Annotated in this window: 21 protein-coding genes, 1 tRNA gene and 1 other RNA gene; 18 read left to right on the top strand and 5 right to left on the bottom strand. The window is 60.2% G+C overall.

Going from position 1 to position 25970, the window contains the following annotated elements; all coding sequences use genetic code 11:
* Nucleotides 1-94 precede the first annotated feature (94 nt).
* The 8 genes from AAIE04_RS07590 (at nt 95) to AAIE04_RS07555 (ending at nt 7104) form a co-directional block, all read left to right on the top strand.
* Entirely contained in the window at nt 95-559 is a 465-nt protein-coding gene (locus AAIE04_RS07590; RefSeq protein WP_019452590.1) for a MarR family winged helix-turn-helix transcriptional regulator, read from the top strand.
* Between the two features lie 160 nt (nt 560-719).
* Nucleotides 720-1145, top strand: a complete 426-nt coding sequence (locus AAIE04_RS07585) for an organic hydroperoxide resistance protein (protein ID WP_004934114.1) — start codon at nt 720-722, stop codon at nt 1143-1145.
* Nucleotides 1146-1370: 225 nt separating this feature from the next.
* A complete protein-coding gene (eptB, locus tag AAIE04_RS07580; protein ID WP_498576747.1) occupies nt 1371-3065 on the top strand; it encodes a kdo(2)-lipid A phosphoethanolamine 7''-transferase in 1695 nt (564 codons plus the stop codon).
* A 118-nt stretch (nt 3066-3183) separates the two neighbouring features.
* Nucleotides 3184-3774 carry a response regulator transcription factor UhpA gene (gene uhpA / locus AAIE04_RS07575; protein ID WP_498576746.1) on the top strand — a complete coding sequence of 197 codons (591 nt, stop codon included), beginning with the start codon at nt 3184-3186 and terminating at the stop codon, nt 3772-3774.
* Nucleotides 3771-5315: a sensor histidine kinase gene (gene uhpB / locus AAIE04_RS07570; RefSeq protein WP_498057069.1), complete on the top strand. Its 1545-nt coding sequence runs from the start codon at nt 3771-3773 to the stop codon at nt 5313-5315. Before uhpA ends, uhpB begins: the two co-directional genes overlap by 4 nt.
* A gap of 95 nt (nt 5316-5410) precedes the next feature.
* On the top strand, nt 5411-6742 hold the full coding sequence (locus tag AAIE04_RS07565) for an MFS transporter (protein ID WP_019452586.1): 1332 nt from the start codon (nt 5411-5413) through the stop codon (nt 6740-6742).
* A 120-nt stretch (nt 6743-6862) separates the two neighbouring features.
* Nucleotides 6863-6939, top strand: a tRNA-Pro gene (locus tag AAIE04_RS07560).
* 36 nt (nt 6940-6975) lie between these two features.
* A non-coding RNA gene (locus tag AAIE04_RS07555) (RtT sRNA) lies at nt 6976-7104 on the top strand.
* A gap of 47 nt (nt 7105-7151) precedes the next feature.
* Here the strand turns inward: AAIE04_RS07555 and AAIE04_RS07550 are convergent.
* Nucleotides 7152-7502 carry an HVO_A0114 family putative DNA-binding protein gene (locus AAIE04_RS07550; RefSeq protein ID WP_498576745.1) on the bottom strand — a complete coding sequence of 117 codons (351 nt, stop codon included), beginning with the start codon at nt 7500-7502 and terminating at the stop codon, nt 7152-7154.
* Nucleotides 7499-7786: a toxin-antitoxin system TumE family protein gene (locus AAIE04_RS07545; RefSeq protein ID WP_498576744.1), complete on the bottom strand. Its 288-nt coding sequence runs from the start codon at nt 7784-7786 to the stop codon at nt 7499-7501. Before AAIE04_RS07545 ends, AAIE04_RS07550 begins: the two co-directional genes overlap by 4 nt.
* A 396-nt stretch (nt 7787-8182) precedes the next feature.
* Here AAIE04_RS07545 and chiA point away from each other — a divergent pair, with 396 nt between their 5' ends.
* The 6 genes from chiA to dppF all read left to right on the top strand — a co-directional run bounded on the left by chiA (nt 8183) and on the right by dppF (nt 16169).
* On the top strand, nt 8183-9874 hold the full coding sequence (gene chiA, locus AAIE04_RS07540) for a chitinase ChiA (RefSeq protein WP_063918221.1): 1692 nt from the start codon (nt 8183-8185) through the stop codon (nt 9872-9874).
* 601 nt (nt 9875-10475) lie between these two features.
* A complete protein-coding gene (gene dppA / locus AAIE04_RS07535) occupies nt 10476-12083 on the top strand; it encodes a dipeptide ABC transporter periplasmic-binding protein DppA (protein WP_019452584.1) in 1608 nt (535 codons plus the stop codon).
* A gap of 170 nt (nt 12084-12253) precedes the next feature.
* Entirely contained in the window at nt 12254-13273 is a 1020-nt protein-coding gene (gene dppB, locus AAIE04_RS07530; RefSeq protein WP_043129106.1) for a dipeptide ABC transporter permease DppB, read from the top strand.
* Nucleotides 13274-13284: 11 nt separating this feature from the next.
* On the top strand, nt 13285-14187 hold the full coding sequence (gene dppC, locus AAIE04_RS07525; protein ID WP_025160406.1) for a dipeptide ABC transporter permease DppC: 903 nt from the start codon (nt 13285-13287) through the stop codon (nt 14185-14187).
* Nucleotides 14188-14202: 15 nt separating this feature from the next.
* Nucleotides 14203-15183, top strand: coding sequence for a dipeptide ABC transporter ATP-binding protein (gene dppD, locus AAIE04_RS07520; protein ID WP_019452581.1), 981 nt, complete (start codon nt 14203-14205; stop codon nt 15181-15183).
* Nucleotides 15180-16169: a dipeptide ABC transporter ATP-binding subunit DppF gene (dppF, locus tag AAIE04_RS07515; protein ID WP_060424251.1), complete on the top strand. Its 990-nt coding sequence runs from the start codon at nt 15180-15182 to the stop codon at nt 16167-16169. The genes dppD and dppF overlap by 4 nt, the downstream gene beginning before the upstream one ends.
* A gap of 296 nt (nt 16170-16465) precedes the next feature.
* On the opposite strand, the gene bcsG is transcribed toward dppF, so the two are convergent.
* The 3 genes from bcsG to bcsE are packed head-to-tail and all read right to left on the bottom strand — an operon-like array spanning nt 16466 to nt 19879.
* A complete protein-coding gene (bcsG, locus tag AAIE04_RS07510) occupies nt 16466-18121 on the bottom strand; it encodes a cellulose biosynthesis protein BcsG (protein ID WP_498576743.1) in 1656 nt (551 codons plus the stop codon).
* The gene (bcsF, locus tag AAIE04_RS07505) at nt 18118-18324 is read right to left on the bottom strand and encodes a cellulose biosynthesis protein BcsF (protein WP_025160405.1); all 207 of its coding nucleotides are present in this window, start codon (nt 18322-18324) and stop codon (nt 18118-18120) included. The genes bcsG and bcsF overlap by 4 nt, the downstream gene beginning before the upstream one ends.
* Nucleotides 18311-19879 (bottom strand): cellulose biosynthesis protein BcsE, encoded by a 1569-nt coding sequence (bcsE, locus tag AAIE04_RS07500; RefSeq protein WP_498576742.1) that lies wholly within the window; start codon nt 19877-19879, stop codon nt 18311-18313. Before bcsE ends, bcsF begins: the two co-directional genes overlap by 14 nt.
* A gap of 189 nt (nt 19880-20068) precedes the next feature.
* Here bcsE and bcsR point away from each other — a divergent pair, with 189 nt between their 5' ends.
* The 4 genes from bcsR (at nt 20069) to bcsB (ending at nt 25970) form a co-directional block, all read left to right on the top strand.
* Nucleotides 20069-20260 (top strand): cellulose biosynthesis protein BcsR, encoded by a 192-nt coding sequence (gene bcsR, locus AAIE04_RS07495; RefSeq protein WP_033649881.1) that lies wholly within the window; start codon nt 20069-20071, stop codon nt 20258-20260.
* A 3-nt stretch (nt 20261-20263) separates the two neighbouring features.
* Entirely contained in the window at nt 20264-21004 is a 741-nt protein-coding gene (gene bcsQ, locus AAIE04_RS07490) for a cellulose biosynthesis protein BcsQ (protein ID WP_019452575.1), read from the top strand.
* Entirely contained in the window at nt 21001-23604 is a 2604-nt protein-coding gene (gene bcsA / locus AAIE04_RS07485) for a UDP-forming cellulose synthase catalytic subunit (protein WP_498576741.1), read from the top strand. The genes bcsQ and bcsA overlap by 4 nt, the downstream gene beginning before the upstream one ends.
* A gap of 62 nt (nt 23605-23666) precedes the next feature.
* The gene (bcsB, locus tag AAIE04_RS07480) at nt 23667-25970 is read left to right on the top strand and encodes a cellulose biosynthesis cyclic di-GMP-binding regulatory protein BcsB (protein ID WP_019452573.1); all 2304 of its coding nucleotides are present in this window, start codon (nt 23667-23669) and stop codon (nt 25968-25970) included.

Here is a 25970-nt window from a genome sequence, read left to right as displayed (position 1 = left end):
CTTTCCCTCCGGGCTTCCTCTGCATGAAAAAAATGTAGCACACCTCACAAAAAATAGCTTGCGATTACATCGTGCACTATCTATATTCACACACATGAAAAGCACCGATACCGAACAATTCAAGGCGAAGAACCTGCTGCAGCTCGATCAGCAGCTCTGTTTCGCGCTGTACTCCGCCAACCTGGCGCTGCACAAAGTTTACCGTAAGCTGTTGAATCAGCTAGAACTAACCTACCCGCAATACCTGGTGATGATGGTGCTGTGGGAGCGCGATCGGGTGACGGTATCGGATATCGGCGAGCGGCTGTTCCTCGATTCCGCCACGCTGACGCCGCTGCTGAAACGGCTGGAAACCGCCGGTTTGCTGGTGCGCTATCGCGCCACCACCGACGAACGGCAGGTGATCATCGCGCTCACCGAAGCCGGCCGCGCGCTGCGCGAGCGGGCGCAATCGGTGCCCGAGGCGGTGATGTGCGCCACCGACTGCAGCCTGGACGAGATCGTTTCGCTTAAACAGCAGCTGGAAAAGCTGCGCGGCAGCCTGATCGATCAGATTTGACCCGTCGCCGCCGAACGCAAGAACGGCGCGGGTGGTCTACACTGGTTAATAAGTGTCAAAAATAAGTAGTGCGCGATTTAATCGCAAAAGATAAATATGTGACCGGTTTTCCCTCGTGGAAGCCGTAGTCATCTCGCCAACCAGCAAGAAGGAATGAACGATGTCTATTGAGAAAGTGGTTTACCGCGCTCACGCCACCGCAACCGGCGGCCGCGACGGCCGTGCGACCTCCTCCGACGGCGTGTTGGACGTGAAACTGGGCGTGCCGAAAGAGATGGGCGGCGCCGGCGGCGAAGTCACCAACCCCGAGCAGCTGTTTGCTGCCGGTTATTCCGCCTGCTTCCTCGGCGCGCTGAAGTTCGTCGCGGCGAAAGAAAAGGTTAAAATTCCGGCCGAAGCGAAGATCGACGGCACCGTCGGCATCGGTGAAATCCCGAACGGCTTCGGCATCGAAGTGCAGTTGGATATTTCGCTGCCGGGCATCGAACGCAGCGTGGCGGAAGATCTGGTGAAAAAGGCGCACGTGGTGTGCCCGTATTCCAACGCTACTCGCGGCAATATCGACGTCACTCTGAACGTTAAGTAAGATTTTCGCCGACACCTTGGAAAAAATGGAGGGTTTATCCCTCCATTTTCATGTCCGTCCCGCCTGAAAACAGTTCACGTAAATGGCAAAAAATGTCCGTTTTGTGAGAATTCTCTTGATTGTTGCCTGCCAAATCACGCTTATTGCCGGTTGGCTGAACCTGCAGCCGCATTGACTGTCTGAAAAACTCAGAACTGCTATCGCCCTCCGGAGCCACCGCACTACATGAACAAAATAAAATCGCTATCGCAGCAGAATTTATCGTTATTGTTAGCGATCTATATCGGCATCTTTTTAAACCTGTCCGTTTTTTATCGCCGTTTTGACTCGCTCGCGCACGGCATTCAGGGAATTAAGCTTATTTCGGCGGTGACGGAAGTGATCGCTATCGTTTTGTTCACTTTCTTTATCATGCGGTTGGTGTCGCTCGGCGGCCGTTTGTTTTATCGCATTGTCGCCTCGCTGCTGGTGCTGATTTCGGTTGCCGCCAGCTACTACATGACGTTTTTCAATGTGGTGATCGGCTACGGCATCGTGGTTTCGGTGATGACCACCGATATCGATCTGTCGAAAGAGGTTGTCGGCTTGCACTTCGTGCTGTGGATGATGGCGCTCAGCGCCTTGCCGCTGCTGCTGATCTGGAAAAACAGCCTGCGCCACACCCTGATAGAGCAGCTGAAAACCCCCGGCCACCGCATCAAGCCGCTGCTGGTCTTGCTGGCGGTGGTGGCATTGGTATGGCTGCCGCTGCGCATGCTGGACGATGAACAAAGCGTGCAGGAGAAGCTCGCCAACGTCGATCTGCCGAGCTACGGCGGCGTGGTGGCGCATTCGTACCTGCCGTCCAACTGGCTGTCGGCGCTGGGGCTGTTCGCCTATACCCGCTATGACGAAAGCCAGGATCAGAGCACGCTGTTCGATCCGGGCAAACACTTCACCTATGTACCGCCGGCCGACATCGACGATACCTATGTGGTGTTCATCATCGGCGAAACCACCCGCTGGGATCACATGGGCATGCTGGGCTACGAGCGCGATACCACGCCGCGGCTGTCGAAAGAGAAGAATCTGGTGGCGTTCCGCGGCGAGTCGTGCGACACCGCCACCAAACTGTCGCTGCGCTGCATGTTCGTGCGTGAAGGCGGTGCCGAGGACAACCCGCAGCGCACGCTGAAAGAGCAGAACGTGTTTGCGGTGCTGAGAGAGCTGGGCTTCTCTTCCGAACTGTTCGCCATGCAGAGCGAGGTGTGGTTTTACAACAATACCGACGTGAACAACTATTCGTTCCGCGAGATGATCGCGTCCGAGAAGCGCAACGACGGCAAGGCGGTCGACGATATGCTGCTGGTGGATGAAATGAAGGAGTCGCTGGCGCGTTATCCGAAGGGCAAACACCTGGTGATCCTGCATACCAAAGGCTCACACTACCTGTACTCGCAGCGTTATCCGCGCAGCTATGCGCGCTATCAGCCGGAGTGTATGGGGGTGGATGACTCTTGCACCAAGGCGCAGCTGATCAACGCCTTCGATAACACCGTGTTGTATACCGACAGCTTTATCAGCAACGTGATCGATCAGGTGCGCGACAAGAAGGCCATCGTGTTCTACGCCGCCGATCACGGCGAATCGATCGGCGAGAATACACACCTGCACGGCACGCCGCGCGAAATGGCGCCGCCGGAGCAGTTCCGCGTGCCGATGATAGTGTGGGCGTCGGACAAGTACCTCGAGAATCCGCAGCACCTCAGCGCCTTTGAGCAGCTGCAGGCGCAGCAGCGCATCGGCAGAACGCACCGCCACGTCGAGCTGTTCGACACCATTCTTGGCTGTCTCGGCTACACCTCGCCGAACGGCGGCATCGTGGATAAAAACAACTGGTGCCATGTGCCGCAGCCGAAAGCGGCGCCCGCCCGCCTGTAATCCCCCTGCCGGGCGCCATGTGCGCCCGGCTATTTCACCTAATACATTCTCTTCATCAATTATTCCGGTGTGTGCATACGGTATACTTGCGCACTTTCCCTGCTAACCGGAGATTTCCATGACCCTGCGCGTGGCGTTTATCGACGATCATGACATTGTGCGTTCGGGCTTTGTGCAGCTGCTGTCGCTGGAGGCCGATATTCAGGTGGTGGGCGAATTCAGCAGCGCGGCGCAGGCGCGTGCCGGCCTGCCGGGGCTGGAGGCGGAAATCTGCATCTGCGATATTTCGATGCCGGACGGCAGCGGCTTGGATCTGCTGGCGGACATTCCTTCCGGCATTCGCGTGGTGATGCTGTCGATGCACGATAACCCGGCGCTGGTGGAAATGGCGCTGGAGCGCGGCGCCAGCGGCTTTCTCTCCAAGCGTTGCAAGCCGGAAGATCTGATCACCGCAGTGCGCACCGTCGCCGGCGGCGGCGTCTACCTGATGCCGGAAATCGCCCAGCAGCTGGCGCGGGTGAAGGTGGATCCGCTCACCCGCCGCGAGCGCGAGATCGCGCTGCTGTTGGCGCAGGGGCAGGAGGTGCGCGAGATTGCCGCCGTGCTGGGGCTGTCGCCGAAGACGGTGCATGTGCATCGCGCCAACCTGTTTGCCAAACTGGGCATCAATAACAACGTCGAGCTGGCCAGACGGATGTTGAATCTGTGACGCAGCGCCTGATCACCCAGCTGGCGCTGTTTTTCATCTATGCCGCCAGCGCGTTTTGCCTGTGGGGCATCGGCACCGCACTGATCGATCCGCCCTGGCAGGCGCTGTTGCTGTTCCCGTTCGGCCTGCGCATGGGCATTCTGCTGCAGAGCCCGTACCGTTTCTGGCCGGGGATCCTGCTGGCTGACCTGCTGCTGATGGCGCTGCTGGCGGATCAGTTCGGCTATGGCCCGGCGCTGTGGGCATCGGTGGCGGTGCTGGTATTGACGGTGCTGCTCAGCCTGCTGGCCTCGCCGTGGTTGCTGCGCCATCAGCAGAGCGACAGTGAATGGCGCTGGCCGCTGTTGCAGGGCGCGGTGGTGGCCGCTGCCGCTTTATTGCAGGCGCTGGTGTGGCAACTGGTGAGCGGCGAGGGCGCCCGTGCGCTGCTGCTCGGCCTGACCGGCGGTTTCACCATCGCGCCGACCTGCCTGCTGCTGTGGCACTATCTGGCGCGCCAAATCTGGGTGCCGCTGGAGCCGGGGCTGATCCACAAACCGGTGGAGTTGCGCCTGGGTCACCTGGCCAGCTATCTGCTGCTGTTTGCGTTCAGCATCTGGCTGCAGCAGCAGGTTAACGCCGCCGAGCTGCGCCGTTTCGCGCCTTTCTGCCTGGCGATCCCAATCGTGTTCATGTCTTACCGCTACGGCTGGCAGGGGGCGCTGTTGGCGACGCTGCTCAACGGCGTGGCGCTGATGGTCAACGAGCCGCCGCAGCCGGAGTCGCACCGCGATCTGCTGTTGTCGTTGCTGGCCCAAAGCCTGACCGGGTTGCTGCTGGGGGCCGGCATTCAGCGCCAGCGCGAGCTGAATCAGCAACTGAGGCTGAGGCTGGAAGAGAATCGGCAGCTGGCGCGGGCGCTGGTGACGGCGGAGGAACAAACCCGGCGTGAGGTGGCGCGCGAGCTGCACGATGAAGTGGGGCAGACCATCACCGTTATTCGCACTCAGGCCAGCATCGTCAAGCGCCTGGCGCCGGAGCCGGCGGTGATCGGCTGCGCCGACGCCATCGATGCGTTGGCGCTGCGGGTCTACGACGGGGTGCACGATGTGCTGACCCAGCTGTGGCCGGCGGCGCTGAACAACCTGCCGCTGTCGGCGGCGGTGGCGGCGATGCTGCGGGAGTCGCTGCCGCAGGACGCGTCGCTGGTGAGCAGCATGCAGTGGCAGGTACCGGACGAACTGCTGGATGAAACGCTGAAAATCACGCTGTATCGGGTGTGCCAGGAAGGCGTGACCAATGTGTGCCGCCACGCCGGCGCCAGCCGCCTGGAGTTGGACGCGCGCCTGCAACCGCGCAAAGGCGCCGCGCCGCAGATCGCCCTGACCATCCGTGACAACGGCGTGGGTTTTGCAGCGGATAACCATCAGCCGGGATACGGCCTGCGCGGTATGCAGGAGCGCATCAGCGCCCTCGGCGGCAGCCTGCGGCTCACCTCTGAACGGGGCGCCTGTTTGAGTGTGATCTTGCCCACAGTTTCGCCGGCGCAGGCACAAAACTAGGAAAAACTCCTAGCCGCGTCGGGAATCCGGCGTAAGCTCCGCGCGCGCGCGAGGAGCATCATAGCGGCACTTTATTCAATCCTCTGAGGTTCCACATGTGGTCTTTCCTTAAAAGCCGCCCGGACGCGCCGCAGGTCACCGATCAACGGCAGATCGACGCCAGCTACAAATACTGGCGCATCCAGCTGATGTGCACCATGTACATCGGCTACGCCGCGTTTTACTTCACGCGCAAAAGCTTCAACTTCATCATGCCGGCGATGCTGAGCGATCTGGGCCTGACGATGTCCGACGTCGGCATTCTCGGCACGCTGTTCTACATCACCTACGGCTGCTCGAAATTCATTTCCGGCATGATCAGCGATCGTTCCAACCCGCGTTACTTTATGGGCCTGGGCCTGATCATGACCGGGGTGCTGAATATCTTCTTTGGCCTCAGCTCGTCATTGATGATGCTGGGCACGCTGTGGATCCTCAACGCCTTCTTCCAGGGCTGGGGCTGGCCGCCGTGCTCCAAAATCCTCACCAGCTGGTATTCGCGCTCCGAGCGCGGCAGTTGGTGGGCGATCTGGAACACGTCGCACAACGTCGGCGGCGCGCTGATCCCGCTGCTGGTGGGCTTTATCTCGCTGCACTTCAGTTGGCGTTACGGCATGATCATTCCCGGCATCATCGGCGTGGTGCTGGGCCTGCTGATGTGCTGGCGCCTGCGCGACAAGCCGACCAGCATGGGGCTGCCGAGCGTCGGCAAATGGCGCAACGACGCCATGGAGCTGGTGCAGGAGTCGGAAGGTCAGGGGCTGAGCAATCGCGAGATCATCAAGCGCTACGTGCTGACCAACAAGTACATCTGGCTGCTGGCGGTCTCTTACGTACTGGTGTACATCGTGCGTACCGCGATCAACGACTGGGGCAACCTCTATCTGACGCAGGAAAAAGGTTATTCGCTGATGACCGCCAACTCGGCTATCTCGCTGTTTGAAGTGGGCGGCTTTATCGGTTCGCTGGTGGCCGGTTGGGGTTCCGACAAGCTGTTCCGCGGCAACCGCGGCCCGATGAACCTGATCTTCGCTATCGGTATCTTCCTGTCGGTAGCCGCGCTGTGGCTGATGCCGGGCGTCACCTACCTGCTGCAGGCCTGCTGCTTCTTCGCCATCGGCTTCTTCATCTTCGGCCCGCAGATGCTGATCGGCATGGCGGCGGCGGAGTGCTCGCACAAGGATGCGGCGGGCGCGGCGACCGGTTTCGTCGGCCTGTTCGCCTACCTGGGCGCGGCGCTGTCTGGCTATCCGATTGCGCGGGTGATGGAAATCTGGCATTGGAACGGCTTCTTCGTGGTGATTTCCATCGCCGCCTGCCTGTCGGCGCTGTTCCTGCTGCCGTTCCTGCGTGCGCAGACGCCGGCGCTGAAAACCGCCAAAGCCTGAGCATCCTGCGCTGCGCAACCCCCGGTGCAGCGCATTATGGCGCTTTTATCACCACTTGAAATACGGGGGCAAAAAAGTGATTGACGCCTATAACCGCCAGCAGTAAGATGCGCCCCGCATCGGCGAGTAGCGCAGCTTGGTAGCGCAACTGGTTTGGGACCAGTGGGTCGGAGGTTCGAATCCTCTCTCGCCGACCACCATTCGAAAAACCTGCTTTTTAAAGCAGGTTTTTTTTCGCCTGCAGTTTATGAGGATGAGTACCTCCGCAGGAGGTTCGAGCCTCGCGAAGCGAGACAACGTTGCTTCAGCAACGGCCCGCAGGGCGCGCATCAAGGATGCGCGTAATCCTCTCTCGCCGACCACCATTCGAAAAACCTGCTTTTAAAGCAGGTTTTTTTTCGCCTGCAGTTTAGGCGGCTTTGCCTACAACGAAGTCAAAATGGATTTCGTCATAGGGGAAAATCACGCCTTGTTCACCTTTATCGACGATGCCGCAGCCTAACAGCGCCTGCAGATCGGTATGCACCGCTTTCACATCACGTTTCACTCGGCGTGCAACTTCCCGAATGGAAAGTTCGCCGGCGCCGGTCATGGTATGCAAGATATGCATTTTCTTGGGTGATAAGGTTTTCCACAGCCGCTCCCAATCCAGGAATGTGATGTAATGCCCTTGAGCGCTTTGCTGGCCTGTTGCGGCTTCCTTCAGTGCGAGTTTCATTTCTTCGACTGAAGCGACCCGAATGGTGACTGTGTTCATCATGACTCCTCTGTAAGCTGCATAACCTCGCGCCAGAAACTGTCGAGCAAGGCATCAATGGTCGTGAAATTAAGCGGCTCTTCTTTGCCATCGATATGTTTGTGATCGCCTTTGCCCGCTTCATTGTCATACCGCAGTCGACAAATGCCGTCTTTTACATAGGCAAATCGGTATTTATAACAGTGGCCGCTGGCCCTGACGGGCGGCTCTACCCGCCAAATGACGAGCTGTGCAAATGCGGCAGGTGCCAGGGGGATCCTGTCTTGGTAAATTAGCTGCGAAGGCATGCTCTTTCCTTAAGTGTTGTTCACAGTACCAACACAGTCAGGGCGTTGTCAATAATGACAACACCCTGACTGCAGAGTGTGGTGTAATCCTGATAAATATTTATCTTTCCTTAATAAAAAATTCACTATCCTTATTTGTCGTGCTTTCTTTTATTTATATTAAAATAAATTCACACTTGCTGAATAAAACCCAGTTGATAGCGCTCTTGTTTTCACGCCTTTTTTATTTATAGTCTGAATGTACGCGGTGGGAATGATTATTTCGCCACGTGGTAAGACGCTGTTGCTATTTATTGATTTTAATCTTCGTGGATTATTGCGGAATTTTTTCGCTTCGGCAATGCATCGCGACGATTAACTCTTTATGTTTATCCTCTCGGAATAAAGGAATCAGTTATGCGCAAATTTAATAAACCGCTGTTGGCGCTGTTGATCGGCAGTACGCTGTGTTCCGCGGCGCAGGCCGCCGCGCCGGGCAAGCCGACCATCGCCTGGGGTAACACCAAGTTCGCCATCGTCGAAGTCGATCAGGCGGCCACCGCTTATAATAATCTGGTGAAGGTAAAAAATGCCGCCGACGTTTCGGTCTCCTGGAATTTATGGAATGGCGACGCGGGCACGACGGCCAAGATTTTATTAAATGGCAAAGAGGCGTGGAGCGGCCCTTCAACCGGTTCTTCCGGTACGGCGAATTTTAAAGTCAATAAAGGCGGCCGTTATCAAATGCAGGTGGCATTGTGCAATGCCGACGGCTGCACCGCCAGCGACGCCACCGAAATTGTGGTGGCCGACACCGACGGCAGTCATTTGGCGCCGTTGAAAGAGCCGCTGTTGGAAAAGAATAAACCTTATAAACAGAACTCCGGCAAAGTGGTCGGTTCTTATTTCGTCGAGTGGGGCGTTTACGGGCGCAATTTCACCGTCGACAAGATCCCGGCGCAGAACCTGACCCACCTGCTGTACGGCTTTATCCCGATCTGCGGCGGCAACGGCATCAACGACAGCCTGAAAGAGATTGAAGGCAGCTTCCAGGCGCTGCAGCGCTCCTGCCAGGGGCGTGAGGACTTCAAAGTCTCTATCCACGATCCGTTCGCCGCGCTGCAAAAAGCGCAGAAGGGCGTCACCGCCTGGGATGACCCCTACAAGGGCAACTTCGGCCAACTGATGGCGCTGAAGCAGGCGCGTCCCGATCTGAAAATCCTGCCGTCGATCGGCGGCTGGACGCTGTCTGACCCGTTCTTCTTCATGGGCGACAAGGTGAAGCGCGATCGTTTCGTCGGCTCGGTGAAAGAGTTCCTGCAGACCTGGAAGTTCTTCGACGGCGTGGATATCGACTGGGAATTCCCCGGTGGCAAAGGCGCCAACCCGAACCTGGGCAGCCCGCAGGACGGGGAAACCTATGTGCTGCTGATGAAAGAGCTGCGGGCGATGCTGGATCAGCTGTCGGCGGAAACCGGCCGCAAGTATGAGCTGACCTCCGCCATCAGCGCCGGCAAGGACAAGATCGACAAGGTGGCGTACAACGTCGCGCAGAACTCGATGGATCACATTTTCCTGATGAGCTACGACTTCTACGGCGCCTTCGATCTGAAGAATCTGGGGCATCAGACCGCGCTGAATGCGCCGGCCTGGAAGCCGGACACCGCTTACACCACGGTGAACGGCGTCAATGCGCTGCTGGCGCAGGGCGTCACGCCGGGCAAGATCGTGGTCGGCACCGCCATGTATGGCCGCGGCTGGACCGGGGTGAACGGCTACCAGAACAATATTCCGTTCACCGGCACCGCCACCGGGCCGGTCAAAGGCACCTGGGAGAACGGCATCGTGGATTATCGCCAAATCGCCAGCCAGTTCATGAGCGGCGAGTGGCAGTACACCTACGACGCTACGGCGGAAGCGCCATACGTGTTCAAGCCTTCCACCGGCGATCTGATCACCTTCGACGATGCCCGCTCGGTGCAGGCCAAAGGTAAGTACGTGCTGGATAAGCAGTTGGGCGGCCTGTTCTCCTGGGAGATCGACGCGGATAACGGCGATATTCTCAACAGCATGAACGCCAGCCTGGGCAACAGCGCCGGCGTTCAATAATCGGTTGCAGTGCGTTGCCGGGGGATATCCTTTCGCCCCCGGCTTTTTCGCCGCCGAAAGTTTTTTTACGCCGCACAGATTGTGGCTCTGCCCCGAGCAAAACGCGGTCATCGGACTCACCCTTTTGGGTAATCCTTCAGCATTTCCTTCTGTCTTTAACGGCGATCACAAAAATAACCGTTCAGATATTCATCATTCAGCAACAAAGTTTTGGCGTTTTTTAACGGAGTTAAAAACCAGTAAGTTTGTGGGGGTCAGACCAATGCGCTAAAAATGACCGCTTAGCATAAATTTTCATGCTGGAACTGTTAACAAAAGGTTTTTTTTATGTTTGTTTGCTGTTTCTCACAGTCTGCGTAAATCCCCACTGGTTATATTGACGACACCCCAAACAGTTGGCAACTTGATAGCCTCAGGGATAAGAGCGAGAGTTGTTTGAGTGAATTCCACGCGCTCAGACGTCCCCGCCGCGATGCGTTCCATCCGGCATTCTCTCCTCTCATACCTTCTGCCTTCGGGCGCCGACCGCACAGACCACGCAATAAAAAATACAGGTCTGGCGGCAATTACACACATCACATCACACAATGGAGCACTAACGATGACACGTTCCTTGGGTAAATCGGGGGTTCTGAAATTCGGCATTGGGCTGATCGCGCTGACCGTGGCGGCCAGCGTACAGGCCAAGACGTTGGTTTACTGTTCTGAAGGTTCCCCGGAAGGGTTCAACCCGCAGCTGTTCACCTCCGGCACCACCTACGACGCCAGCTCGGTACCGATCTACAACCGTCTGGTCGAATTCAAAATCGGCACCACCGAACTGCAGCCAGGTCTGGCGGAGAAGTGGGACGTCAGCGAAGACGGCAAAACCTACACCTTCCACCTGCGCAAAGGCGTGAAGTGGCAGAGCAGCAAAGATTTCAAGCCGACGCGCGATTTCAACGCCGACGACGTGGTGTTCTCCTTTGAGCGCCAGTTGGATGCCAACAACGCCTATCACAAGGTGTCCGGCGGCAGTTACGAATACTTCGAAGGCATGGACATGCCTAAGCTGATCGCCAAGATCGAAAAAGTCGACGACAACACGGTGCGCTTCGTGCTGAATCGCCCGGAGGCACCGTTCCTGGCTGACCTGGGCATGGACTTCGCGTCCATCCTGTCCGCCGAATACGCTGACGTGATGATGAAAGCCGGCACGCCGGAGAAAGTCGACCTGAATCCGATCGGCACCGGCCCATTCCAGCTGCTGCAATACCAGAAAGACTCCAAGATCCTGTACAAGGCGTTCGACGGTTTCTGGGGCACCAAGCCGAAGATCGATCGCCTGGTGTTCTCCATCACGCCTGACGCCTCCGTGCGTTACGCCAAACTGCAGAAAAACGAATGCCAGGTGATGCCGTATCCGAACCCGGCCGATATCGCCCGCATGAAGCAGGACAAGTCCATCAACCTGATGGAACAGCCGGGCCTGAACGTGGGCTACCTGTCGTTCAACGTCGAGAAAAAGCCGCTGGATAACCTGAAGGTACGTCAGGCGTTGACCATGGCGGTCAACAAGCAGGCGATCATCGATGCGGTCTATCAGGGCGCGGGCCAGGCGGCCAAGAACCTGATCCCGCCGACCATGTGGGGCTATAACGACGCGGTGCAGGATTACGCTTACGATCCGGCCAAGGCGAAAGAGCTGCTGAAAGAAGCGGGCATGGCCGACGGTTTCAGCATCGATCTGTGGGCGATGCCGGTACAGCGTCCTTACAACCCGAACGCGCGCCGCATGGCGGAAATGATCCAGGCCGACTGGGCCAAGATCGGCGTGAAAGCCAAAATCGTGACCTATGAGTGGGGTGAATACCTCAAGCGCGCCAAAGCGGGCGAGCACCAGACGGTGATGATGGGCTGGACCGGCGACAACGGGGATCCGGACAACTTCTTCGCCACGCTGTTCAGCTGCGCGGCGGCGAAAGACGGCTCCAACTACTCCCGCTGGTGCTACAAGCCGTTTGAAGATCTGATTCAACCGGCGCGCGCCGAATCCAACCACGACAAGCGTATCGAACTGTACAAACAGGCGCAGGTGGTGATGCACGATCAGGCTCCGGCGCTGATTGTCGCACACTCCACCGTGTATGAGCCTGTGCGTAAGGAAGTGAAAGGCTACGTCGTGGATCCGCTCGGTAAGCATCACTTCGAGAATGTCTCTGTAGACTGATTTCGACCGCTTTACCGGAGACGCACGAATGGACTTGCAGGGGCGCAACAGGTTTGCGCCTCTGCTGACCAGTCTCCGGCGTATGGCCGTCGAATCGTTCAAAGGCATGTGAGCGTTAATAAGCCTGGCGGACGATGAGCTGCCGGGCATTGATACAGAGAGTTCGGGATATGTTGCAGTTCATACTCCGACGTTTGGGGTTAGTTATCCCAACGTTTATCGGCATTACGTTGCTGACTTTTGCATTCGTCCATATGATCCCCGGCGACCCGGTGACCATCATGGCCGGGGAACGCGGTATCTCCGCCGAGCGCCACGCGCAGCTGATGGCGGAAATGGGGCTGGACAAGCCGCTTTATCAACAATATTTCTCCTACGTGTCCAACGTGCTGCACGGCGATTTGGGCACCTCACTCAAAAGCCGCATCTCCGTCTGGAGCGAGTTCGTTCCGCGCTTCCAGGCTACGCTGGAGCTGGGTTTCTGCGCGATGCTGTTCGCGGTGCTGGTGGGCATCCCGGTCGGGGTGCTGGCGGCGGTCAAACGCGGTTCGGTCTTCGATCACACCGCGGTGGGCATCTCGCTGACCGGCTATTCGATGCCAATTTTCTGGTGGGGCATGATGCTGATCATGCTGGTGTCGGTGCAGCTTAACCTGACGCCGGTGTCGGGGCGCATCAGCGACACGGTATTCCTCGACGACAGCCATCCGCTGACCGGCTTCATGCTGATAGACACCCTGATCTGGGGCGAGCCGGGCGACTTTATCGATGCCGTGATGCATATGATCCTGCCGGCCATTGTGCTGGGCACTATCCCGCTGGCGGTGATCGTGCGCATGACCCGCTCCTCGATGCTGGAAGTGCTGGGCGAAGACTATATCCGCACCGCGCGCGCCAAGGGCGTGAGCCGCATGCGGGTGATCGTCGTTCACGCGCTGCGCAACGCGCTGCTGCCGGTGGTGACGGTGATTGGGCTGCAGGTCGGCACCATGCTGGCCGGCGCCATTCTGACTGAAACCATCTTCTCCTGGCCGGGGCTCGGCCGCTGGCTGATCGACGCGCTGCAGCGCCGCGATTACCCGGTGGTGCAGGGCGGGGTGTTGCTGGTCGCCTGTATGATCATTCTGGTTAACCTGCTGGTAGACGTGCTCTACGGCGTGGTCAACCCGCGTATTCGCCACAAGAAATAAGGGGCGCTCTCATGTCTCAAGTTACTGAGTCTGCAGTTAAAGGTGCGCCGAAGCCGATGACCCCGTTCCAGGAGTTCTGGCACTATTTCAAGCGCAATAAAGGGGCCGTGGTCGGCCTGGTGTATATCGTTCTGATGCTGGTGATCGCGCTCGGTGCCGGGGTGCTGGCGCCGCATGCGCCGGCGGACCAGTTCCGCGACGCGCTGCTCAAGCCGCCGGTGTGGCAAGAGGGCGGCAGCTGGCAATACATTCTCGGCACTGACGACGTCGGCCGCGACGTGCTGTCGCGCCTGATGTACGGCGCGCGCCTGTCGCTGCTGGTCGGCTGTCTGGTGGTGGTGCTGTCGCTGATCATGGGCGTGGTGCTCGGCCTGCTGGCCGGTTACTTCGGCGGCGCGGTGGACGCGGTGATCATGCGCGTCGTCGACATCATGCTGGCCCTGCCGAGCCTGCTGCTGGCGCTGGTGCTGGTGGCGGTCTTCGGGCCGTCGATCGTCAACGCCTCGTTGGCGCTCACCTTCGTCGCCCTGCCGCACTATGTGCGTCTGACGCGCGCGGCGGTGCTGGCGGAAGTGAACCGCGATTACGTCACCGCCTCGCGGGTGGCGGGCGCCGGCGCGCTGCGCCAGATGTTCGTCAATATTCTGCCTAACTGCCTGGCGCCTTTGATCGTTCAGGCTTCTCTCGGTTTCTCGAACGCCATTCTGGACATGGCCGCTCTCGGCTTCCTGGGCATGGGCGCGCAACCGCCGACGCCGGAGTGGGGCACCATGCTCTCCGACGTGCTGCAGTTCGCGCAAAGCGCCTGGTGGGTCGTGACCTTCCCCGGTCTGGCGATCCTGCTGACGGTTCTGGCATTTAACCTGATGGGGGACGGCTTGCGTGATGCTCTCGACCCCAAACTCAAGCAGTAACAGAGGACGAGAGAGATGGCGTTATTGAATGTAGACAAGCTTTCGGTGCACTTCGGTGACGAAGGCACCCCGTTCCGCGCAGTGGACCGCATCAGTTACAGCGTGGATCAAGGCCAGGTGGTCGGCATCGTCGGTGAATCCGGCTCCGGCAAATCCGTCAGCTCGCTGGCGATCATGGGCCTGATCGATTTTCCCGGCAAGGTGATGGCCGACAAGCTGGAGTTCAACGGCCAGGATTTGCGCAAGATCTCCGAAAAAGAGCGCCGCCAGCTGGTGGGCTCCGAAGTGGCGATGATCTTCCAGGATCCGATGACCAGCCTGAACCCGTGCTACACCGTCGGCTATCAAATCATGGAAGCGCTGAAGGTGCATCAGGGCGGCAACCGCCGCACCCGTCGCCAGCGCGCCATCGACCTGCTGACGCAGGTGGGTATCCCCGATCCGGCCTCGCGGCTGGACGTGTACCCGCACCAACTTTCCGGCGGTATGAGCCAGCGCGTGATGATCGCCATGGCCATCGCCTGTCGGCCGAAGCTGCTGATCGCCGATGAGCCGACGACCGCGCTCGACGTGACCATCCAGGCGCAGATCATCGAACTGCTGCTGGATCTGCAACAACGCGAGAATATGGCGCTGGTGCTGATCACCCACGATCTGGCGCTGGTGGCGGAAGCGGCGCATCACATCATCGTGATGTACGCCGGCCAGGTGGTGGAATCCGGCAAGGCGGCGGAGATTTTCCGTGCTCCGCGTCACCCTTATACCCAGGCGCTGCTGCGCGCGCTGCCGGAGTTCGCCGCCGACAAGGCGCGGCTGGCTTCGCTGCCGGGCGTGGTGCCGGGCAAATACGATCGCCCGACCGGCTGCCTGCTCAATCCGCGTTGTCCCTACGCCAACGAGCGCTGCCGTAACGAGGAGCCGGAACTGCGCAGCATTCCCGGCCGTCAGGTTAAATGTCACACACCGCTGGATGATGCGGGGAGGCCGACCGTATGAGCCAGAATCAACCTTTACTGCAGGCGATCGACCTGAAGAAGCATTACCCGGTGAAAAAGGGCCTGTTCGCGCCGGAGCGGCTGGTCAAGGCGCTGGATGGCGTCTCCTTCACCCTGGAGCGCGGCAAAACGCTGGCGGTGGTCGGCGAGTCGGGCTGCGGCAAATCGACGCTCGGCCGCCTGCTGACGATGATCGAAGTGCCGACCGGCGGCGAGCTGTATTACCAGGGGCAGGATCTGCTGAAGCCGGACGTTTCCGCCGAGAAGCTGCGCCGCCAGAAGATCCAAATCGTGTTCCAGAATCCTTACGGATCGCTCAACCCGCGCAAGAAGGTCGGGCAGATCCTCGAGGAGCCGCTGTTGATCAACACGCCCCTCAGCGCCGCCGAGCGGCGGGAAAAAGCGCTGGAGATGATGGCGAAGGTCGGCCTGAAAACCGAGCATTACGACCGTTACCCGCACATGTTTTCCGGCGGCCAGCGTCAGCGTATCGCCATCGCCCGCGGGCTGATGCTGAACCCGGACGTGGTGATCGCCGATGAGCCGGTGTCGGCGCTGGACGTGTCGGTGCGCGCTCAGGTGCTGAACCTGATGATGGATCTGCAGCAGGAGCTGGGGCTGTCCTATGTGTTCATTTCGCACGATCTGTCGGTGGTGGAACACATCGCCGACGAGGTGATGGTGATGTACCTCGGCCGCTGCGTGGAAAAGGGCAGTAAAGAGGCGATCTTCAACAACCCGCGCCATCCGTACACCCAGGCGTTGCTGTCGGCGACGCCGCGGTTGAACCCGGATATGCGCCGCGAGCGCATCAAGCTGACCGGCGAACTGCCCAGCCCGATGAACCCGCCGCCGGGCTGTGCGTTCAACGCCCGCTGCCGCCGCGCCTTTGGCACCTGCGTGCAGCTGCAGCCTCAGCTCAAACAGTACGGTGAGCAGATGGTAGCCTGTTTTGCGGTCGATCAGGATGAACATCCGGGAACGTAAGGCGCCTGAGGTCACTGCGTAAACCCACGCCGGCATAACGCCGGCGTTTTTTATTATTTAATCAACGGGTTAATCATTAAACTATCTTCATCACCCGCGATTTAACGACTTTCTTGCTGTAAGTCGAGTGGTGGTTATTTTTTTAAGAATCTTCGCATGGCAATAATTATCGGATAATAGAATTTAACGGTTTGTTGTTAATAACATTTTGTCGGTCGATCGGTTTAACTATTTTTATTATAAAAACCAAATAAAAAAGCACGCCGCCGGCGTGCTTTGAGTTGCTGAGGCCGTACTTATTGCGGATAGGGCACCCAGTCGCCGCCGTTCAGGCGAATGTAGGGCTTGCCCTGATACTGCATCACGATAGCGTTGTCGTTTTCGGAGATGACCGGGGTCTGCGGCAGCCCCTGCGTCAGCGCCTGCCAGTCGACGCTGGATTCGCTGAAGACTTTGCCGTCCACCAGGCGCGACACCAGTTCAGACAGCGCCAGATAGCTGCTCGGCGTTTTGATCTGCAGCGGGCTGCCCTGATGCGGCGCCTTCATGCCAACCAGTTTGATGCCGACCGGCGTATGGGTAATGTTCGGGCTGGGAATGTCGCGCAGGCCGGACATCTGCATCTTGTCGCCCACCAACGCCGCGCCGTGTTCAGGCACGATCACCACCACCACTTTGCGGCCGGATTTCTCCAGCTGGTCGAGGAAGGTGTTCAGCTGATCGAACAGCTTCTGCGCGCGCGGCTGGTAGTCGGCGCTCTTGTTGGAGCCGACAAAGCGGTTGCCGTCGTGCAGCGGAATGATGTTGAAGAAGGTGGCGGTGCGGCCGTCGCCGCCTTTTTGCTGCTGATCCAGCCAGCGGCTCAGCAATTCGAGATCGTTATAAATCGGCTCGCCGTCGAACGATGTCAGCTCGTTGCCGATGCCGGCCTGCGACATCAGCGGCGCCTGCATGTCGCCCTGTTCGCGCAGCTCTTTCAGGAAGTTGCCGAATACCCCGGAGTGATCGAGCATCAGCTGTTCCTTGAAGCCGAGCTTCGCCAGATTGTCGAACAGGTAACACTGCTGGTTCACCGGCTGATACAGATCGTGATGCGAAAGCTGGCCGCAGCTGGCGCGCAGCAAGCGGATGGCTGCCGGGCCGCTGTAGGCGGTGGCTGAGTTGAAACTGTCGAACATGATGTCCATTTTCGACCACAGCGGATGATTCTGCAGATTGACCGCCTCCATATCGGCCCAGGCCAGCGAACAGATGTTGATCACCAGCAGATCGAACGGCTGGGCGTCGGCGGGCAAGGTGGCCGGGAACGCGGTGGCACGGCCTTTTTCCCGCTCGTAGAACTGATTCAGGTAGGCCGTCAGGTTGGCGCTGGTCGGCGGCAGGCTGTCTGCCGGCGCGGCGTCCCCGGCCGCCGGCGCAGAGGTGGCCGGTGCATTGGCACTGCCGCTTGAGGCCGTGGAGGTGGCGGGCAGCAGTGAGACCGCCGGCCCGGCGATGTTGACGATATTGAGCCACACCAGCGCCGCTACGGTGAACACCGTGACGCGCACCCACTGGGCAACGAACAGGTAGGCGATAAGCAGCACGAAGGCGGCGCCGACCATCTGCCAGTTGATGAAGCGGTTGACCAGCTCCAGCAGATACTGGGCGCTGAAGCCGGTCAACTGCGAGCCCTGGCTGAGAATGCTGTTGATGCCCGGCAGCCAGGTGTCGTGATAGAACAGCGCGATGCCGATCGGGATGGCAAGGTAATGGCGCCAGCGGTGCAGGCGTTGCGAGGGGATCGGCATCAGTAGAAACGCCATGAACACCAGGTTCGGCAGCGCATGGAAGTTCAGATAGCCGAACCACAGCAGGGCGAATTTGGCCAGAAAGTAGAGGTTCCAGCCGCCCAGCCCGCGCCAGTAGCGCCACAGTGCGTTATCGGATTGCGTATTCGAGTTTGAATTCATGGCTGCTTCTTATCACGTTTAATCTGAGATGAGGCGCCTGTGCGCACCCACAAACCGGCGGATTTCAAATAGCGCGGCGATAACAACAGGTTTTGCCAGTATTGGCGCAAATGTGGAAAACGCCGATGAAAGGCGTAGCCCAGCGGAATGAAGATCAGCGCGCACAGCAGGATCAGTTGCACGATGTCGTTAAGGTTCAGCATGCTTTTCCTCCTGCGGGCTGAGCGGCAGCGTGAAGGCGACCGGCTGGCGCCGTTCTGTGGGCTCTGCGCTGGCCGCCACGTTCGGACGCGGCGCGGCACCGGCGGCGCCGGTGGCCGAGATTTGCCAGCGCCCCTGGGCCATGCGTTTGATTTCCGAAATGATATCGACATCCTGGTGCCACACCACCCGGTTACTGAAGGCCTCATCCACCGGCAGGCGAAAGATGAATTTCAGCGCGGTATCCAGATCGTTGATGCGGCAGGTGGAGAGGAACAGCACCAGTCGCCCCTGCACCACGGTCATCACGTCGCCGAAACGCCGCAGGTGGCACAGGGTCATCGCCTGTTCGGCGCGCAGGCCGGTGGCCGGGCGCAGCGCCACCATCACGCCCTTGCCGTCTTCGGGCAGCAGCGTGTTGCCCATCAGCGAGAGCACCGCCTGGCTGAACGCTTCCGGCCGCATGTAGCCTTTCAGCTGCAGCGGGCGCAAACCGGCCAGCAGCGCATCGATGTCGGCGGGCACATGGCGTGAGAAACGCTGCCCCTGGATGCCCTCAAGCATGGTCAGAAAACGCGACAGCGGCGCGACGTGCGGCACGATCAGGTTGGCGCCGCAGGCCAGCAGCAGCCGTTCGTCGCTGTAACGCAGGCTGGCGCTCATTTCGCGCACCGCGATTTTGATCCCGTTGCCGCGGCTGCGGCGCAGGGTGTGGATCTGGTGCGCCAGGTGATCGATTTGGTCGCTTTGGTACAGGGCGAAAATCAGCGTCGCCGAGAGTCTCAGCATGCCGTGCTGCGCCAGCTCGTCGTTGCTCTCCAGCAGTTGCCAGTTGGCGGACAGCGGCGGCGCGCCTTCCAGAATGCTGCGTTCGGCCAGATACAGGCCTTCGTCGCTGCGCAGGGCGGTGGGGGAGGGCTGGCTATTTTCATCCTCGCCCTGCCAACCGCCCTCCGCGGCGTACAGCGTCAGCAGCTGATTGGCGTTGATGCCGTTTTCGGTGCTCCACCAGTTCACCAGGTATTGCGCGCTGTCCTGCTGCCATTGCAGGCTGGACAAGCCGTTCAGAATGCGGTGCTGCGCGCTGAGCTGGCCCTTGAGCTTATTGATACCGCCGCCGTGGCTGAGGATCAGCAACGTGCATTCCTGACGCCGCAGCCAGGCGGCGAGCGCGCGCGTCCACTCGCGCAGTTCTTCGGTGGTGAAGGTTTGCCACAGGTTGGCGTGGGCCAGCAGGATCAGTAAGCGATTTTGCGGCCGCAGGGCGCGCATCAAATCGTCGCTCAGCTGCGTCAGCGCGGCTTTTTTCTCCGGCAATTGATACAGCGGCAGCTTCTGCAGGGCAGGCGACGCCAGCTCGGCCAATAGGCGATCGGGTTTGTCGCCGCTGCAGATCAGGGCAACTTTGTGGGTAGCCGGTTGGGCGGCGATGGCCTGACGACACAGCAACGCGGCGTCGCTTTGCCGATCGATATTCACCCAATAAAGGCCGGGTGCCTGCATCACCGACAGCTCTTCCCAAATCTGCCGAATGCCTAGAGAAAAAGAGTGCGCCATAGGATGTGTTCTACTTTCGTTGAAAGCCGACTAAAGGCGTTTATATTTAAAGATAGCCATTTTTACTCTGGCAATAACAAATCTCCGACGCTCTGCAACAATATTTGTTGAGAATCATCTTATTGCCTCTCTCTTTTTGTATCGTTGCTATAGTTAATTAACATAGCCTATTTTCGCAAAGGCGGAAGAATGAATAACGCACCCACCCATTTTCGTGCAGCGGCACCTGGGGAGAGCCAGGATGACCTGCAGGCGCTCAGCCAGGCTTTTTCATTGCCGAAATTAAGCTATGTCGATATTTCACGGCAGGAGCGGTTAACGCAAATGATGACGCGTTGGCCTCTGTTGGCCGAATTGGCGCAGACCACGGGGAGCCATTGATCTATGCCGGTGATCGCGCTGCAAGGGTTGCGGGGTGGAATGGGGACGACGTCGGTCACGGCGGCGCTCGCCTGGGCGTTGCAGCAGTTGGGCGAATCGGTGCTGGCGATCGATTTCACGCCGGATAATCTGCTGCGTCTGCATTTCAACACGCCGTTCGAGCTGACGCGCGGCTGGGCCCGCGCAGAACATGACGGCGGCGGCTGGCGGGAAGGCGCGCTGCGTTATTGCGAAAACCTCGACTTTTTACCGTTTGGCCGCCTGAATGCGGCGGAACGGCTGGAAGTGCAACGTCAATGTCAGCAGCAGCCCGAGCGCTGGCGCGACAATGTGCGCCAACTGATCGCCGGCGAGCCGCAGCGCTGGATCCTGCTGGATGTTCCGGTCGGGGACGGCGCGCTGGCGCAACAGGCGCTGCAGCTTGCCGACAGCGTGTTCGTGCTGTTGAATCCCGACGCCAACTGCCAGGTTCGGCTCCATCAGCAGACGCTGCCGAACGATTGTCGTTTCCTGGTCAATCACTACTCCTCCGCCAGCCAGCTGCAGCAGGATCTGCATCAGCTGTGGCTGCAAACCCTGGGCGGTCTGCTGCCTGTGGTGATCCATCGCGATGAAGCGTTGGCGGAAGCGATGGCGGTCAAGCAGCCGTTGGGCGAGTACCGCCCCGAGAGCCTGGCGGCGGATGAAGTGCTGACGCTGGCCAACTGGTGTCTGATCAATCTTAAACCGGGCGTTGCGCCATGAGTCGGGTGCTGAGCCTGCTGCTGGTGCCGCCGGTGCGTCAGGCGGTGCAGGCGCGCTATCGCGGCTATCGCCGCAGCGGCGCGTCGGCGCTGACCGCCTTTTTCGCCACGCTGCTGGTGGCGTTGGGGTGGCTGCTGCTGCGCTTCGAGTCGCCGGCCTGGCAACGCGTGCGCGCCGGCCGCGCTTATTGGTTCCCGCACCTGTCCGCCGAACGTCCGCGTCCGGCGGATGCGCTGCGCTATCTGCTGCAAGGGCTGTGGCTGCTGCTGTTTCGCAGCGGCCGCGCGCCGGTGCAGCGCGACTATTTCGCCGGCTGGCGCCGCCTGCAGCAGCGCTATGCCGACTGGTTGCAGAGCCTGCCGCAACGGCTGGAAAACGCCGGCGTGGAGCAGCGCTCGGTGGCGCGCCTTGGCCGCATGAGCCGCGGCATGCGGCGCGCGCTGTTTATCCTGATCGGGGTGTTGGCGGCGATCCTCGCCATGCTGTGCATTTCGCAGCCGTTCGATCTGCCGGCGCAGTTCGTGTTCGTTCTGCTGCTGTGGGGAATCGCCATGGTGGTGCGCCGGGTGCCGGGGCGCTTGCCGGGGCTGATGCTGATCGTCCTGTCGCTGACCGTGTCCTGCCGCTACCTGTGGTGGCGCTATACCGCCACGCTGAACTGGGACGATCCGCTCAGCCTGACATGCGGCCTGCTGCTGCTGGTGGCGGAGACCTATGCCTGGGTGGTGCTGGTGCTGGGCTATTTCCAGACCGTTTGGCCGCTTAACCGCCAGCCGGTGCCGTTGCCCGAAGACAGCGCGACCTGGCCGACCATCGATCTGATGGTGCCGACCTACAACGAAGACCTCGGGGTGGTGAAGCCCACCATCTATGCGGCGTTGGGTATCGACTGGCCGAAGGAAAAGGTGAACATCTATATCCTCGACGACGGTAATCGCCCCGAATTCCGGGCGTTCGCTGCCGAAGTCGGCGTGAAGTACATCGCCAGGCCGACCCACGAACACGCCAAGGCCGGCAACATCAACAATGCGCTGAAGCAGGCCACCGGCGAATTCGTGGCGATTTTCGACTGCGACCACGTGCCGACGCGCTCCTTCCTGCAGCTGACCATGGGCTGGTTCTTCAAAGACAAAAAGCTGGCGATGCTGCAGACCCCGCACCACTTCTTCTCGCCGGATCCGTTCGAGCGCAACCTCGGCCGCTTCCGCCAGACGCCTAACGAAGGCACTTTGTTCTACGGGCTGGTGCAGGACGGCAACGACATGTGGGACGCTACTTTCTTCTGCGGTTCTTGCGCCATCCTGCGCCGCAGCGCGCTCGACGAGATCGGCGGCATTGCGGTGGAAACCGTCACCGAAGACGCCCATACCTCGCTGCGTCTGCACCGGCGTGGGCACACCTCGGCCTACATCCGCATTCCGCAGGCCGCCGGGCTGGCGACCGAAAGCCTGTCGGCGCATATCGGCCAGCGCATTCGCTGGGCACGCGGCATGGTGCAGATCTTCCGGCTCGACAACCCGCTGCTGGGCAAGGGGCTGAAACTGGCCCAGCGCCTGTGCTATGCCAACGCCATGCTGCATTTCCTGTCGGGCATTCCGCGCCTGATCTTCCTCACCGCGCCGCTGGCGTTTTTGCTGCTGCATGCCTACATCATTTTTGCGCCGGCGCTGGCGATCGCGCTGTATGTGCTGCCGCACATGATCCACGCCAGCCTGACCAACTCGCGCATTCAGGGGAAATACCGCCATTCGTTCTGGAGCGAGATCTATGAAACGGTGCTGGCCTGGTATATCGCGCGGCCGACGACGGTAGCGCTGTTCAATCCGCACAAGGGCAAATTCAACGTCACCGCCAAAGGCGGCCTGGTGGAAGAGGAACACGTCGACTGGGTGATCACCCGGCCTTACATGTTCCTGGTCGTGCTGAATCTGGCCGGGCTGGCGTTCGGCGCCTGGCGGTTGGCCTATGGCCCGACGGACGAGGTGATGACGGTGATCATCAGCCTGGTGTGGGTGCTGTACAACATGACGATTCTCGGCGGCGCGGTGGCGGTGGCGGTGGAGGCCAAACAGGTGCGCCAGGCGCACCGCGTGGAGATCGCCATGCCGGCGGCGATCGCGCGCGCCGACGGTCATCTGTATCCCTGCACGCTGCGCGATTACTCCGATGGCGGCGTGGGCATCGAGATGCGGGTGGAGAATGCGTTGAAAGACGGCGACAAGGTTTCGCTGTTGCTCAAACGTGGCCAGCAGGAATACAGCTTCCCCTGCGTGGTGACGCGCGCCTTCGGCAACAAGGTGGGGGTGCGCCTGGTCGAGCTCTCTACCTGTGAACATATCGATTTCATTCAGTGCACCTTCGCCCGCGCCGATACCTGGGCGCTGTGGCAGGACGGGTTCCCTGAAGACCGGCCGATCGACAGCCTGCGCGACGTGCTGGCGCTGGGTTTCCGAGGGTATGTGCGCATGGCGGACTACGCGCCGCCGCTGGTGCGCGGTCTGCTGGTCGGGGTCACTTCGCTGACCGCCTGGGTAGTGTCGTTTATTCCGCGCGGCGTCGGCAGGGATCCGACTTTGGGTCAACAAGAAACAGTGGGTTAGCTGCGAGTTCAACCGCCCGCTCACTCGCCCGGTGAACAGGCTCCAACATTGATGATGATACGATGACGAGAAAAATAACCTGGTTAACTGCTCTGGCCTTAGGCATCAGTACCCTGTCGCAGGCCGAAACCGCCACCGCGCCGACCGTGGCGGCACAGCCGCCGATTGCGGCGCCGGCCGATACCTCGAACGCGCCGCCGCTCGCCGTGCCGCAGGATCCGAATGCGCCGGTGCGCGACGTGTCGCTGCCGTTCGCGCAGATAGCGCCGCCGCCGGGCACCTTTATTCTGCGCGGCACCCGCCCGGATGGGCAGATTGAATTCGGCGTGCGCAGCGATGAAGTGGTTTCGCAGGCGATGCTCGATATGGAGTTTACGCCGTCGCCGGCGCTGATCCCGGTGGAGTCGCACGTCAAGGTCTACCTCAACGACGAGTTGATGGGCGTAACCACTATCGCCAAAGAGCAGCTGGGCAAGCCCAATCGCATCCAGATGGCGATCGATCCGCGCTATATCACCGATTTTAACCGCGTCCGGCTGGTGTTTGTCGGTCATTATCAGAACATTTGCGAAAACCCGGCCAGCACCTCGCTGTGGCTCGACGTCAGCAAATCCAGCGCGCTGAAGCTGCGTTTCCAGACGCTGCCGGTGAAAAACGAACTGTCGCATTTCCCTGAGCCGTTCTTCGACAGCCGCGATAATCGGCCGCTGACGCTGCCGATGGTGTTTGCCGGCCAGCCGGATCTCGCCCAGCAGCGCGCGGCGGGCATCCTGGCCTCCTGGTTCGGCAGCAAGGCGCAGTGGCGCGGGCAGTCTTTCCCGACGCTGTATAATGCGCTGCCGACGCAGCATGCGGTGGTGTTCGCCACCAACCAGCAGCGCCCGGATTTCCTGCGCGATTACCCGGCGGTCAACGGCCCGACGGTGGAGATGATCAGCCACCCGGACAATCCGTACGTCAAACTGCTGCTGATTCAGGGGCGCGACGACAACGATTTGATCACCGCAGTGAAAGGCATCGCGCAGGGCAACATCCTGTTCCGCGGCCAGAACGTAACGGTGGACAAGGTGGAGCAACTTGCGCCGCGCCAGCCTTACGACGCGCCGAACTGGGTGCGCACCGATCGGCCGATGACCTTCGCCGAACTGCAGCAATACGCCGAACAGCTGCAGACCAGCGGCATCGAACCCGGCCCGATTTCGTTGACCATGAACCTGCCGCCGGACCTGTTCCTGATCCGCAGCACCGGCATCGACATGCACCTGAAGTACCGTTACACCGCGCCGCGCATTCAGGACGGTTCACGGCTAAGCGTCAGCCTGAACAACCAGTTCGTGCAGGCTTACTCGCTGGTGCCGGAACACGAGCAGGGGGCGCAGCTGCTGCGCCTGCCGTTGACGCAGGGGCTGCTCGATTCCGACAAGAACGTCAGCATCCCGGCGCTGCGTCTGGGGGCCACCAACCAGCTGCGCTTTGACTTCGACTACACCACGCTGCTGGCCAGCGGCGCCGAAGGGCGCTGCGAAACGTATTCCTTCACGCAAAACCACGCGGTGATCGACGGTGCTTCCACCATCGATTTCTCCGGCTACCGCCACTTTATGGCGATGCCGGATCTGCGCGCCTTCGCCAACGCCGGCTTCCCGTTCAGCCGCCTGGCGGATCTGTCGCAAACGCTGGTGTTGGTGAACCAGAAACCTCAGCCGGCGCAGGTCAGCGCGCTGCTGAATGCGCTGGGGGTGATCGGTGCGCAAACCGGCTATCCGGCGCTGGCCTTCACGCTCAGCGACGACTGGTCGCAGGCCAAAGATCGCGACGACGATATCTTGATGGTCGGTACCATCCCGCCGGAGCTGCGTGACGATAAGAAAATCAGCCTGTTGGTGGACGCCACCCAAAGCTGGGTGAAACAGCCGACGCGCCAACCGCCGCTGCCCAGCGCAGAAGTGCTGGCGGAAGATACCAAACCGGACAGTAAAACGACCGTCAGCTCAGAGGGGGCGATGTCGGCGATTATCGGCGTGCAGTCGCCGTTCAACGACCAGCGCAGCATCGTGGCGCTGTTGGCGGACAGCCCGCGCGGCTATGAGTTGCTGAATGACGCCTTGCTGGACAGCGGCAAGCGCGCCGCGGTGTTCGGTTCGGTGGCGGTGATCCGCGAATCGGGGGTCAACAGCCTGCGCGTCGGCGATGTTTACTATGTTGGCCACCTGCCGTGGTGGGAGCGGCTGTGGTATGCCCTCTCCACCCATCCGGTCCTGCTGGCGGCGATCGCGGTGGTGCTGGTGGTGATCCTGGGGCTGATGCTGTGGCGCGGCCTGAAGGCCTTCAGCCGGCGTCGCCTGGCGCCTGAAGATCGGGATTGA

This window comes from Serratia sp. Ae19-1 (assembly GCF_059801225.1).
Note: the sequence above shows the minus strand (reverse complement) of the source record. Positions and strands in the feature narration are given on the sequence as shown.